The following is a 12,415-nucleotide window of genomic DNA, read 5'->3' on the forward strand; positions in this document are numbered from 1 at the left end:
CAGATGTATGAATGTAACTGAATTTCAGCAATGGGTAAAGGATTATTATGAAGATAGGGGCTGGTCTGAGCTAGACATATTTATTCGTATTGGCTTTCTAGCAGAAGAAACAGGCGAGGTTGCACGGGCTATAAGGGCGCTTGAAATTGGTAGAGATAGGCCAGATGAAGAAAGAGGCTCTTACGAGGAAAATAAACAGGAGTTAACGGAAGAGCTAGGTGATGTACTGGGGAATTTAATAGTAATTGCTAACAAGTACAATATCCCACTAGAGGAAGTGTTTCAGTCACATAAAAAGAAACTATCAGATCGTTATTCTAATGTCTAGGCAAATAAGCACCTTTCAACGATAAAGCGCAATTCTTAGGTTAGTGCGTCTTTTGAATTGGAGGGGTAATCTAATAAAATCGGGGGGCGTAATCCAAGAAGGATTAATGCCTTCGTTTTTTATATCTCTTCTGGAACTATAGGGGCAGATTAGCGAACTTTTCGAGTATCTTTATATTAAAATTAAGTAAGTGCTACATTAGTGAAATTATAGTTTTAAAAGTTGGGGCAACAACCACTAAAATAATCGCGGGGGGGGGTAAAAAATGAAAAAATTAGGGACGCTATACTTTTTCTGTGGAAAAATGGGCGCAGGAAAATCAACTAAATCAAAACAAAGGGCCATCGATAAACATGCGGTTCTATTGTCTGAGGATGAGTGGCTTTCATCTCTTTATCCCAATCAGATTGAATCATTTGAGGACTATATAAAATTCTCAGCGCAGCTCAAGCCGTTGGTAAAAAAGCATGTCCACAACATATTAAGTGTCGGTACAGATGTAGTGATGGATTTTCCAGCTAATACTCAAAAACTGAGAAAGTGGTTTTTGGATATGGCGTCAGAGGTCAATGCCAGCCATCAACTAATTTTCCTTAATCTAAATAACGAGCAATGCTTACGTCAAATTGCGCAAAGGTGTAACGAACAACCCGAAAGAGCAGCTTTTGACACGGAAGCGGTGTTTAATCATGTTACTAAATTTTTTGAAGCACCAGAAGTATCTGAGGGTTTAAATATTTTGGAGTTTAGCGGAAAAGAATAACAATGGATTCAATGATTCATGTGTATAGAGTACCTTCTGTTTCTGGGAGGTACTCTATATGGATATAAATGTGAGTAAAAAGGTTTTAAATGTTATATATGTTAAAATCGATGTAACTTTGTGAAGTGGTACACTTAAATTTACGGGGGCATTAATCCAAGTAGGATTAATGCTTTTTTTTATTGAATTTATTGAACTGTCGGCCAGTTTAGTTGAAAAGGAATTGTAGAAATTTTCTCGAAGCTATAAGATAAGAGCCTTAAAAATATGGTGGGAGAACGATAAAAAAATTATTCGGGATTTTCATTTTGCTGCCTATTATAAGTATTTTCATCGTCTCAGTTACACCATTTTTAATTCCAGTAAACGTTGAAAATTACCAAGAGTTTCAAAATGCTAAATTTGGATTTCCTATTCCTTTTGTAAGGCAAAACCTATACGAATCAGGTGCTGGAAGTTATGAAGGTGGATTTCCTCATTGGTTTGGATTACAAATGGATGTTTTAGATCATGACCCTGAGTTCAAATTTATTTCAACTAATTATCTCTATTCCATCATTGTTTTCTATTTTTGTTTCTTGGTATGCTACCTTCTTTTTCGGAAAAGAAGATAGTTATTAAAGTAACGGGGCTTTACTTCAATAACAATATTCAACAATCGGGCGAAATTCTGCAGCAAGAATTACGCTCTTTCTTTATGTAACGTGTCAGTTGATGAGAAGATGATATACTTATATAAAACTCATAGATATAAGGAGACTCAAATTTTGGAAGCAAAATGTATTATATTCTCTGAATTTGGCAGCCCTAAAGATGTGTTAAGAGTTGAGTCTAAAAGGATTGATCGTCCAAAAGAGAATGAAGTCCTTGTTCGAATGCTAGCTCGTCCGATTAATCCATCTGACTTGATCCCGATTAGAGGGGCGTATTCTCACCGAATTTCTTTACCCAACATTCCGGGATATGAAGGCGTTGGCATTGTAGAAGATGTCGGTCCTTTCGTTTCTCAGCATTATATCGGTAAACGGGTTTTACCCTTGCGTGGGGAAGGCACATGGCAAGAGTATGTTAAAACCTCATCAGAATTAGCTGTTGCTATACCTGACTCGATTGATGATTTTACGGCAGCACAGATGTATATCAATCCAATTACAGCGTGGGTGGTTTGTACAGAAAAATTAAAACTAGGACAGAATGATACTCTATTGGTTAATGCGTGCGGATCTGCGATTGGGCATATTTTTGCTCAATTATCGAAGGTTTTCGGTTTTCGGTTGATTGCAGTGACAAGAAATAATAAATATACAGAAGATTTGCTTCACCTCGGTGCTTCTTATGTGATAGATACTTCTGCTTTTCCACTCCACGAAACAGTTATGGAATTAACGAATGGCAGGGGGGCAGATGCTGCTATTGATTCTGTTGGAGGTTCATCTGGAAATGACTTGGCTTTTTGTGTTCACCCGAATGGGAACTTTTTAACAATTGGTCTTTTATCAGGCGTGCAAGTAAACTGGGCTGATATTGTAAATAAAGCCAAGGTGAATGCGAACATGTTTCATTTACGGAATTGGAATAAAGATGTGACAGTTTATAAATGGCAAGAAACTTTTCAAGGTTTGATAAAACTAATCCAAGATGAAAAATTGAGTCTGATGAGGAAAGATTCTCACTACGACTTATTAAACATAAAAAAGGCAGTTGATGCTGTTGAATCTTCAAAGACAACCAAAGGAAAAGTGTTTCTAACAAGCTATTGAGCTACTATTTTAAGTAGAGAGTACATAATTCGATGGGGCGCATTTCTGTATAAAGAAATGTGCTCTTTCTTTATGTAAAGGGCTAGATTGTTGAAATATGTACGAAGTAAGGGAATGGAGCAGATTTGTTGTATACAGTAAGCTCTTTCTGGTTGTAGGATTATGATGGATAAAAGAAAGGAAGACAAATTTTCAATGCTAATTATTCCATGGGAAAATGTACCTCTGTTAAACGATTAGGTTGTTTTTCCCAACTAGTTAGGGAACTTCTTTTTACAAGGGTTTCACTACTTCAACCGATCAAGGACTAAATCTACTTTTTCAGTTATCTCAGTATTATCGGTAGTAGGTATAAAGATAATTGCAAATTTGTCATAGTAAGAAACTTGTAGTGGGTATAAAAATTCTGTTTCTGCCAGAGTAGCTCTTATTTTTTTCTCAATTTGTTTTGTTTGGTCATATCCATAAAACAAACAATAAATCCTTCCCCCGTCAATTTGGTAAATGCTTTCTTTTGAATTAGGATAGTCGAAAGGAATGGAATTAGAATTAGCTTTCTTTACCGATAATTCAATTCCTTCTTCCTCAAACGCTGAAAGAACATTCTCTTTTATACTATTTGTAGTTTTATCATTGACGCTGCAACCAGAAATGATTGTAACCAATGCAATTAGAATATATTGTTTCAAGAATTGGCTCATATGCAACCCTCCATAAAATTTACATCTCTTTTGTATTTTCAATATACACAATTGGAGGTGATTCTTCGATAAGGAAGATCGCCTTTTTCTTTCCAATTAACAAAGTAGGTTTATTAAAAAACTACAGGGATTATGACCGCTTAAGTAGAATAAAATTATTGCCATGGTATTTTATACAAATAAAACTTTCAAGATAGGGAGAAGCGGATGAGAAAATTTCAGATAATATTATTACACTGTTTAGTCATTACATTATTTGCTTGCAGTAAAAACTCTTCATCAGATGTGGTTGATAAAGTGAATGAGAATCATGATATTTTGAAGAGAGAGTTTTTAACAAATGACAAAAAAACTAAATTTGTTGTTCATAATGAGCCTGAGTTGAGCAAAGAGAAAATGGATAAGATAACAGATGAAATCAATTCGTCGTATCAGCAAATTTTAAAATATAGCAATGGATATGAATGGGAAGAAACAATCAATATCTACTTAAAGGCACAAAATCTGACCAGTTATGCACAAAAAGGTGAAATATATCTCTATAACACACGGGGCAGTAACTATCTATTAACACATGAATTAACACATTTACTGTTAGGCTATGGAAACCCAAAGTATGAAATGAATGCAGATTATGGCATTCTGACACAAGAAGGGTTTGGCGTATATTTAGAAGAAATGCTATACCCTGAAAGAAAGGTGTTTCCTAATTATGGGATAGATGTTCACAAAGTAATGAAATATCTTTTGGAAAATAATCGAAACATCCCTATATTAGATCTAGTTAATAATTCAGTAAGTCACAAGTATCTTGATGAAAGTAACTACCCAGAAATGTGGAAGGCATATGTCCATGCAGGTTCCTTTGTAAAATATTTATTTGAAAACTATAAAAGGGATTTGGTTGTTAATATCTATAATAGTCCCGACTTTGCCAAAGAATTCGAAAGAGTCTTTGATCAAAAATTGCAATCGGTTGAGGAAAATTGGATAAATTATATTTTGACTGAAATCCAGCCATTAAATTCTGAAGAAAGAGCAGCGTTGCTTTATCCCTAAAAAATTATGTTTTTTAAGGTCTTTTTTTTGTTTAATATTTCTTAAAATAACCCATCAGGCGTGATTGTCTAAAAATGAATAACATCCTGGTCAGTAAAGCAGCTTTTAATAACGAGTTTCATTTAATTTTTTCCCTTGACTTGAAATGGATTTCATAAATTAGAGTGAAAGTAAGCTATTTTCAACGAAAGGAGGAAAAATGATGAATAGAAATATTCCCCTTCAACAAGATGAAAGTGTCCTATCTGCTATTACTGGGCTATTTGAAATCTTTGATGGCAATCAAAACGTCTACTTTGGAAAGTTGTTTTTAACCAACAAAAGATTATATATAGTAAGCAATAATCTAATAAATGTGGAAGAATCTTTGTGGTTTGAAGGAAAAATGAGAGATATTGGACATTCTGCACTCATTGTAGGAGACCATCAGATTACGGTAAGATGGATCTGCAGAGGAAACCTTTTTAACTTTAGTAAGGTGTTTCAGCAATTGAATGTGTAGGTTTTCTTGATTTATGGTTATGTAGGAGCTGTGTTATGACAAATATTAATGATATTGCTAGATTAGCTGGCGTTTCTGTATCTACTGTTTCTAGAGTCCTTAACAATTATAAGTATGTTGCTAAGAATAAAAGAGAGTCTGTCTTAAAAGTCATTGAAGAAATGAACTATACGCCAAACAAACATGCGATTGATTTAATTCGAGGAGAAACAAGAACAATCGGTGTGATTCTCCCATATAACAACAACCCCTCCTTTGATCAACTATTAAATGGAATTCTAGCAAAGGCTTTAGAAAATGAATTTTTGATAACGGTACTTCCTTCAAAATATAGTAAAGAAAAGGAAATGGAGTACTTGGAAAAATTAAAAAGCAAGCTGTTTGATGGCATCATTATCACTTCAAGAGCGAATGATTGGGAGACAATCATTCCATACAGTGATTATGGTTCAATTGTATCTTGTGAATATACGGAGCATACGGAAATTGGCTGTTCCTATATAGACCGGTATTCTTCATTTCTGGATGCTTTTCAATTATTAAAAAACAAAGGGCATCATACAGCGGCTTTCACAACAGCTAGACTAGAAAGCAATAGCACGAAGCAAATGCTTGATGCTTATCATGAGATTTTCGGTGCACTTCCATCTGGCTATCATATTTCAGATTGTCTATGCTTAGAAGACGGATATGAAGCAGCGAAGCAGTTTTTACAGCTGCCAGAAAGACCAACAGCCATATATGCGAATGGAGATGAAGTGGCTGGCGGGATGTATTTATATGCGAAGTCGCAGCAAATGAAGGTTCCTTCTGATTTAGCGATTATTGGTCAAGAAAATCAGCCAGTAGGTATCGGTCTGGGATTAACGACAGTGGATCACCAGCTAATGAAGGTGGGGGAACAAGCTTGCAGCCTAGTGATAAAGAAATCCAGAAAAAAAATGAAAATTCCCTATCGCATTGTGGTAAGAGAGTCAGTATAAGTCCCCTTATTTGCTGACTGATTTTAAAAACAACTAGATGACTAGGAGAAATTTCTTGAATTTATAGTGCTTTTTAATATAGTAAAAACACAAAAGGAAGGCACTCGAATCAGTTTTCGAATGTCTTCTTTCTGTACTGTGAAACCATTTATTCAGAAATACTAATCTTTAATTATCAATCCCATTAGCGATGCAAACTGAATGGCTTGGTAGGAAGATACTTTGCAGCCATTTAAGCTTTCGATAGAAACAGTAAGCGTATCAAAAGCAGACGAACTAATATCGATTCCTTTTAATGATGTTTGCTCGAAGTTTGCTCCATCAAGACTGCACTTTTGGAATTCAACCTTTTTTAGCTTGCAGTCATAAAAATCTGTACTGTTTAATGAAGCTTCTTTAAATATAACTTTTTCTAGCTTAGAGTTTCCGAATCCCGCCAAGTTTAATACCGAATCCTCAAACATAACATTTCCTATGCTAGATTCTGCAAAATTAACGCCAACTAATTTGCAGTTTTTAAATTCGACTCTATGAACAGAAGATTTGCTTAAATTTACATTTGATAAATCGCAATTTTCAAAGCAAACATCTGTAATATCAATATTACTAAAGTCCGTATTTGTGAATTTACAATTCTTTATCACTGCATTGTAGAGACGTACTCTATCTACTGCTTCATTTTCAAATGCGGAATCGATGATCTGGCACATTTCGAGAATGGGGTCTTCTTCATAAAAAATATCATGGAAATTTCTTGAAGATAACTCTGGCGAAATTTTTGGAAAGTCAATTTTCATAGGAGATCCTTCTTTCTATTTATTAGTTAGCTAACAAGCAATTAAAGGAAACATATACATAGTTGGTTACCTGCTGATATATAAGCAGTGCTTTATACTTTTTAGTAAGTGACTGTATAAGCTTATTGGAATCATTGAGAGTAAGCTGTTATGTCCTATCATCCTCTGTTCCTTTATTTTCTTCAACTATTTTTGTTTTTTCCTTTTGGCTTTATATATTTTTTCTTGCAACTTCCGCAGCAGCTCTTAACTTTAAGCCCATTTAATAGAGGACGAATATGGAATACTATTGCTAATAATGGTGCAGTATTTATACCCAAACTATAGGTGCAGGCAGAAACAATGTTATACTAAACTTACAAACATTTCCTATTTTAGAGGATTAGCATTGCTGGCTGATCTTTCTATTTTACTTGCATTCTACGTAGATGTATAAGCTTTTCAAGCACACTATGTATGTTTCCTTAATTTAGAATGGAGTGATTGGCATGATCATTAAAATGGATCGATCTAATATGAAGAATTTTAGTAAACCAAACGAAAGTTTCGCAGTTTCAGAAAGAATTATCCCAACATTTAAGAACAATGTTTGGAAATATACAGTGGAAAAGTTGTCTAAACCCTATTTTAAGAAGTATGAAGATGAAGAAGTTGACACTAGTTATATTGAAGAACAAGAGAAAGCTGTATTTTTTTATTACGTTGAAAACAATTGTATTGGGCGGATAAAAATTTGTTCCAATTGGAATGGATATGCACTAATTGAGGACATTGCTGTTTCAAAAGAGTATAGAAAAAATGGTGTAGGAACAGCATTATTAAATAAAGCGATGGAGTGGGCGAAGGAGAATAACTTTTGTGGTCTTATGCTTGAAACACAAGATATTAATGTTTCTGCTTGTCATTTTTATGCCAACAATCAATTTGTAATCGGTGCAGTTGATACGATGCTTTATTCAAACTTTCCAACAGCAAATGAAGTGGCGATTTTTTGGTACTATAAATTTTGAGATAAAAATAGGTAATGGTAATCATAGAATGCGCCACCCAGATAATAGGAATATCTCATTATTGTTACAAGGATACGCGTATAGAATCCGGCTAAATCAATATTGGACATCAATGGATGGGAATGGATTATTGGTTTTGAATAGAGTTGGAGTCAAGAAGCGAAATTCTAAGAAAAATCATAAGGAATAAAAGGGAGGGGGAATATGGATTATATTTCACCGAAAGAAGCAGTGTTAAAGATGAAAAGATGGCAAAAAGATCCCATAGCGGCGGGTCGCCGTCATACCGTCGCTCTAAAATCAGACGGCACAGTGATGGCTGTGGGTGATAATAAATATGGGCAATGTGATGTAAGCGGCTGGAGCGATGTTGTGGCGGTCGCGGCGGGTAATGTTCATATGGCGACGAACACGGGTAATGCTCATACCGTTGGTCTAAAATTGGACGGCACGGTAGCGGCTGTGGGTTGGAATAAGCATGACCAATGCGATGTAAGCGGCTGGAGCGATATTGCAGCGGTTGCGGCAGCTTGGCGTCGCACCATCGGTCATAAATCAGATGGGACGGTTGTGGCTGTGGGCAGAAATTCTGAAGGTCAATGCAATGTAAGCGGCTGGCGTGATATTGTGGCGGTCGCTGCGGGGGATTGGCATACCATCGGTCTAAAATCGGACGGCACGGTGATGGCTGTGGGGAATAATCGGTATCGCCAATGCAATGTAAGCGGCTGGCGTGACATCGTGGCGGCAGCGGCGGGGTATCTTCATACCATCGGTCTAAAATCGGACGGAATGGTGACGGCTGTAGGTGATAATAAATATGGGCAATGTGATGTAAACGGCTGGCGCGGGATTGTGGCGATAGCAGTGGGGAGTAATCATACGATCGGCCTTAAATCAGACGGTACGATAGCGGCTGTGGGGTGGAATGAGTATGGCCAATGTAATGTAAGTGATTGGCGCGATATAGTGGCAGTTGCGGCGGGTTGTACTCATACCGTCGGTCTAAAATCGGACGGCACGGTGGTAGCAGTAGGTGATAATGAATATGGCCAATGTGATGTAAGCGGCTGGCGCGGCATTCAGCTCCCCGGTAATTAGTACTTACTAACAAATAAGCCAGAGAATCAATGAACGGGTTAATGTGTAAATAGGGCTATTCCATTATAGGACGCTTTTCTGAAATAAGAAAAGCGTCTTTCTTCATCAATAGAGGTAAAGATTGAGCATTTTAATATACTCGGTTATTCTATTCGACAATCAGGTCATTTATCGGTATAAGGCCAATGGTACCTTTTAGTCCCGCACCCTACCACATGACCGTAAAAATACATATTGGGTGGACCTATTGAAATCGGTGCGGAAATGTAAAAATGTTAGCAAGGGGATGAATGTAGTGTTTAACGATTTTATGATTACGGAAGGTCGCCCTGTTTATATTCAACTTAAGGAATATTTAAAAAGAATGATAACCAACGGGCATTTGCTTGAGCACCAAAAGCTTCCATCCACTCGTGAACTCGGTTCTTTATTATCAATTAGCCGAAACACGGTTCTAACAGCTTATGCGGATTTAGAACAAGAAGGCCTTATTTATGCGGTAAAAGGAAAAGGAAACTTTGTAAGTCATGTTGAGACCTTCAAATCCCCATCTATCCAGTTAAATTGGACTGAAAAAGTCAACGAGCAAACCTTTTTGGCAGATGAATTGGACCTTATGAAGCATGGTGTGCGCTGGAATAAGGAAATGATTTCATTTAATAGCATTGCACCCGATGAAAAGCTTTTTGATGTAGAAAATTTTAAAAGGGCTTTTTTAAATCGGATGTCCATTGAAGGAGACATCGTTCTTAACTATGGATATGCCAAGGGCTATAAACCACTTATCGAATACCTGCTTCACTACATGGAAATTAAAGGGGTAGACACTAGAAATAAAGATGTTTTAATTACCAATGGATTCACGGAAGGTCTGGATATCATTTTATCCTCTTTAAATAAAAAGAGCGGCCGTGTTATTTGTGAAAATCCAACCAATGATTCTGCTCTTAAGCTCTTTCGATTACATGGTTATGAAATCGATGGAATTGAAATGGAAAATGACGGGGTAAATGTTAGTCAGCTAGAAACATTCTTATCAAATAAAGAATATGATTTTGCCTACTTAATTCCGTCCTATCATAATCCAACTGGAATCGTAACGTCCTCAAAAAAAAGGAAAGAAATCATGGATCTGTTTTCCGCTTATCAGCTTCCTATCGTTGAAAATGGATTTAATGAAGAATTACGTTACTCAGGGTCACATCTTGCATCGTTGGCATCCTTCGCCGGACAAGGCAATCATGTTATTTATATTAGCAGCTTCTCTAAAATTCTTTTTCCTGGCATACGGGTTGGATGGATAGTAGCAGACAAAGAATTGATTTATTACTTAGAAAGTGTGAAAAGAGCTCGAACGATTCATACGTCTACATTAGATCAAGCTGTGTTATATCAATATTTGAATGATGGATACTTTGAGAAATATATAAAGAAGGCTAAATCAGTCTATAAGAAAAAGTATGAATTAACTGTTCATTATTGTAAGCAATATATTCCTTTTAAACGGATAACTGGTGACGGTGGACTTCACCTTTTTATAGAATTAGAAAACCACATCGATTCAGGAAAGCTATTAGAAAAATGTTATCAAAAGGGGGTTGTATTTTTACCAGGTAATGTTTTTCACACTGACAGCAGCGGAAATCATACGTTACGATTAGGATTTTCTAGGCTGAAAGAAAGAGAGATTATCCAGGGGATTAAAATTATAGGGGATACCTTAAAAAATAATTATGGAGGCTAAAAAAATGAGAGTTGGCGTAATTATGGGAGGATTTTCTTCCGAAAAGCAAGTTTCGATCATGACAGGTGAAGAAATGATGACGCATTTAGATAAAAATAAATATGAAATTGTACCGATCCTTCTAGAGAACAAAGAAGGCTTAGTGGAAAAGGTGAAAGATCTCGACATTGCGCTATTGGCGCTGCATGGCAAATTCGGTGAGGACGGCACGATTCAAGGTGCCCTTGAAACCATGGGAGTTCCTTATACAGGGAGCAGCATCCTTTCCAGCAGTTTATGCATGGATAAGAATATCTCCAAAAAAATCATCCGTTTTGAAGGTGTTCAAACACCGGATTGGATTCACCTTACGAACATGGAAGAACTTAAAATGGATGAACTAGACAATATGGGTTACCCGCTAGTTGTGAAACCAAATTCAGGCGGTTCGAGTGTAGGAGTAAAAATTGTTTATGACAAAGAAACACTAAAGCCTGCGATTGCGGAAGTATTCAAATGGGATTCCGAAGTGATAATCGAAAAGCTTATTACGGGAGAGGAAATTACTTGTTCCATATTGGATGGAAAGCTTTTACCGGTGATTTCCATTCGACATAAGAGTGAGTTTTTTGATTATACCTCCAAATATAATGACATGACTACCATTGAAGAGGTGGTCCAGCTCCCGCAGGAAATACAGACCAGTGTCGCTTTTGCTGCAATGACTTGCTATAAATCATTGAAATGTAGTGTTTACGCCCGCATCGACATGATGATTAAAGATGGTATCCCTTATGTAATGGAAGTGAATACATTACCTGGGATGACGAAAAATAGTTTGCTGCCAAAAAGTGCACAAGGAGCGGGTATTCCTTATCATAAGCTACTTGACTTGATTATCGAACATTCCTTAAAGTGAGCAGAAATGAAGTATAGGCCAATATGGACTGACTCTTTTATAATAGGAAAAAATGAACCTATAATAAAGAATAGCTTGAAAGTTGGAGAGTGAAATGAATGGGATTAGTAAAGCGAAAATTGAGGATTGTAAACAGATTTCTTTGTTATTAAACCAGTTGGACTATCCAGATACCGACCTATTTATTAAAGAAAAAGTGGAAATACTTCTTATGGACCCGAATGAAGAATTATTAGTATTCGAAGAAGATAAAAATGTTATTGCCTTCGTTTCAGTTCATTTTATACCACAATTAGCTGTAAAGGGAGATTTCGCAAGAATAAGTTATTTTGCAGTTGATAAAAACATTAGAAGTAAGGGGATAGGGCGGAAGGTTGAAGAATATTGTACTAATTTAGCCATAAAAAGAGAGTGCGATAGAATGGAAGTGCATTGCCACTCTAGAAGAAAAGATGCACATAGGTTTTATATACGGCAAGGGTTTACTGAATCGCCAAAGTACTTCTTTAAAATCTTACCTCAATCTTAGTAATTTCCTCTATTGCGGGTAGCATGGCTGGACTATGATTACCGTGAAATGCTGTTTTTCACTTTTGTGGGCATCATAGCTGGGCTATGATTACCATGAAATGGTGTTTTTCACTTTTGTAGGCATCATAGCTGGGCTATGATTACCGTAAAATGCTAATTTCCACTTATGCGGGCATCATAGCTGGTCTATGATTACCGTGAAATGGTGTTTTTCACTTATGCGGGCATCATAGCTGTG

Annotated in this window: 13 protein-coding genes; 11 read left to right on the top strand and 2 right to left on the bottom strand. The window is 36.4% G+C overall.

Features of this window, described 5'->3' with window-relative positions; all coding sequences use genetic code 11:
• The first annotated feature begins 7 nt into the window (after positions 1-7).
• The 3 genes from ASU02_RS05820 to ASU02_RS05835 all read left to right on the top strand — a co-directional run bounded on the left by ASU02_RS05820 (position 8) and on the right by ASU02_RS05835 (position 2,851).
• Entirely contained in the window at positions 8-328 is a 321-nt protein-coding gene (locus tag ASU02_RS05820; protein WP_057761909.1) for a MazG nucleotide pyrophosphohydrolase domain-containing protein, read from the top strand.
• 265 nt (positions 329-593) lie between these two features.
• Positions 594-1,091 carry an AAA family ATPase gene (locus ASU02_RS05825; protein WP_057761913.1) on the top strand — a complete coding sequence of 166 codons (498 nt, stop codon included), beginning with the start codon at positions 594-596 and terminating at the stop codon, positions 1,089-1,091.
• 764 nt (positions 1,092-1,855) lie between these two features.
• The gene (locus ASU02_RS05835) at positions 1,856-2,851 is read left to right on the top strand and encodes a zinc-dependent alcohol dehydrogenase family protein (RefSeq protein ID WP_057762309.1); all 996 of its coding nucleotides are present in this window, start codon (positions 1,856-1,858) and stop codon (positions 2,849-2,851) included.
• 287 nt (positions 2,852-3,138) lie between these two features.
• Here ASU02_RS05835 and ASU02_RS05840 read toward each other — a convergent pair whose 3' ends face one another.
• Positions 3,139-3,552: a hypothetical protein gene (locus tag ASU02_RS05840; protein ID WP_057761918.1), complete on the bottom strand. Its 414-nt coding sequence runs from the start codon at positions 3,550-3,552 to the stop codon at positions 3,139-3,141.
• 207 nt (positions 3,553-3,759) lie between these two features.
• On the opposite strand from ASU02_RS05840, the gene ASU02_RS05845 reads away from it, so the two are divergent.
• The 3 genes from ASU02_RS05845 (at position 3,760) to ASU02_RS05855 (ending at position 6,096) form a co-directional block, all read left to right on the top strand.
• Positions 3,760-4,611, top strand: a complete 852-nt coding sequence (locus ASU02_RS05845) for a hypothetical protein (protein ID WP_057761919.1) — start codon at positions 3,760-3,762, stop codon at positions 4,609-4,611.
• A 202-nt stretch (positions 4,612-4,813) separates the two neighbouring features.
• Positions 4,814-5,113 carry a hypothetical protein gene (locus tag ASU02_RS05850; RefSeq protein ID WP_057761922.1) on the top strand — a complete coding sequence of 100 codons (300 nt, stop codon included), beginning with the start codon at positions 4,814-4,816 and terminating at the stop codon, positions 5,111-5,113.
• A 35-nt stretch (positions 5,114-5,148) separates the two neighbouring features.
• Positions 5,149-6,096 (top strand): LacI family DNA-binding transcriptional regulator, encoded by a 948-nt coding sequence (locus tag ASU02_RS05855; protein WP_057761923.1) that lies wholly within the window; start codon positions 5,149-5,151, stop codon positions 6,094-6,096.
• 161 nt (positions 6,097-6,257) lie between these two features.
• Here the strand turns inward: ASU02_RS05855 and ASU02_RS05860 are convergent, their stop codons facing one another.
• Positions 6,258-6,893, bottom strand: coding sequence for a pentapeptide repeat-containing protein (locus ASU02_RS05860; protein WP_057761925.1), 636 nt, complete (start codon positions 6,891-6,893; stop codon positions 6,258-6,260).
• A 488-nt stretch (positions 6,894-7,381) separates the two neighbouring features.
• Here ASU02_RS05860 and satA point away from each other — a divergent pair, with 488 nt between their 5' ends.
• The 5 genes from satA (at position 7,382) to ASU02_RS05885 (ending at position 12,175) form a co-directional block, all read left to right on the top strand.
• Positions 7,382-7,903 (top strand): streptothricin N-acetyltransferase SatA, encoded by a 522-nt coding sequence (satA, locus tag ASU02_RS05865; protein WP_057761927.1) that lies wholly within the window; start codon positions 7,382-7,384, stop codon positions 7,901-7,903.
• A gap of 204 nt (positions 7,904-8,107) precedes the next feature.
• Entirely contained in the window at positions 8,108-9,004 is an 897-nt protein-coding gene (locus ASU02_RS05870) for an RCC1 domain-containing protein (protein ID WP_057761929.1), read from the top strand.
• A gap of 295 nt (positions 9,005-9,299) precedes the next feature.
• Positions 9,300-10,748 (top strand): MocR-like pyridoxine biosynthesis transcription factor PdxR, encoded by a 1,449-nt coding sequence (gene pdxR, locus ASU02_RS05875; protein ID WP_057761932.1) that lies wholly within the window; start codon positions 9,300-9,302, stop codon positions 10,746-10,748.
• Between the two features lie 4 nt (positions 10,749-10,752).
• Complete coding sequence (locus ASU02_RS05880) at positions 10,753-11,646, top strand: D-alanine--D-alanine ligase (protein WP_057761934.1); 894 nt, start codon at positions 10,753-10,755, stop codon at positions 11,644-11,646.
• 94 nt (positions 11,647-11,740) lie between these two features.
• On the top strand, positions 11,741-12,175 hold the full coding sequence (locus tag ASU02_RS05885) for a GNAT family N-acetyltransferase (protein WP_057761937.1): 435 nt from the start codon (positions 11,741-11,743) through the stop codon (positions 12,173-12,175).
• The last annotated feature ends 240 nt before the right edge of the window (positions 12,176-12,415 follow it).

Source organism: Cytobacillus praedii (assembly GCF_001439605.1).
Taxonomy (GTDB): domain Bacteria; phylum Bacillota; class Bacilli; order Bacillales; family Cytobacillaceae; genus Cytobacillus; species Cytobacillus praedii.

What these genes read in the sequence shown, in the direction of transcription:
- ASU02_RS05820 (WP_057761909.1), top strand. Translation starts at nt 8, where the DNA reads ATGAATGTAACTGAATTTCAGCAATGGGTAAAGGATTATTATGAAGAT.
- ASU02_RS05825 (WP_057761913.1), top strand. Translation starts at nt 594, where the DNA reads ATGAAAAAATTAGGGACGCTATACTTTTTCTGTGGAAAAATGGGCGCA.
- ASU02_RS05840 (WP_057761918.1), bottom strand. Translation starts at nt 3,552, where the DNA reads ATGAGCCAATTCTTGAAACAATATATTCTAATTGCATTGGTTACAATC.
- ASU02_RS05845 (WP_057761919.1), top strand. Translation starts at nt 3,760, where the DNA reads ATGAGAAAATTTCAGATAATATTATTACACTGTTTAGTCATTACATTA.
- ASU02_RS05850 (WP_057761922.1), top strand. Translation starts at nt 4,814, where the DNA reads ATGAATAGAAATATTCCCCTTCAACAAGATGAAAGTGTCCTATCTGCT.
- ASU02_RS05855 (WP_057761923.1), top strand. Translation starts at nt 5,149, where the DNA reads ATGACAAATATTAATGATATTGCTAGATTAGCTGGCGTTTCTGTATCT.
- ASU02_RS05860 (WP_057761925.1), bottom strand. Translation starts at nt 6,893, where the DNA reads ATGAAAATTGACTTTCCAAAAATTTCGCCAGAGTTATCTTCAAGAAAT.
- satA (WP_057761927.1), top strand. Translation starts at nt 7,382, where the DNA reads ATGATCATTAAAATGGATCGATCTAATATGAAGAATTTTAGTAAACCA.
- ASU02_RS05870 (WP_057761929.1), top strand. Translation starts at nt 8,108, where the DNA reads ATGGATTATATTTCACCGAAAGAAGCAGTGTTAAAGATGAAAAGATGG.
- ASU02_RS05880 (WP_057761934.1), top strand. Translation starts at nt 10,753, where the DNA reads ATGAGAGTTGGCGTAATTATGGGAGGATTTTCTTCCGAAAAGCAAGTT.
- ASU02_RS05885 (WP_057761937.1), top strand. Translation starts at nt 11,741, where the DNA reads ATGAATGGGATTAGTAAAGCGAAAATTGAGGATTGTAAACAGATTTCT.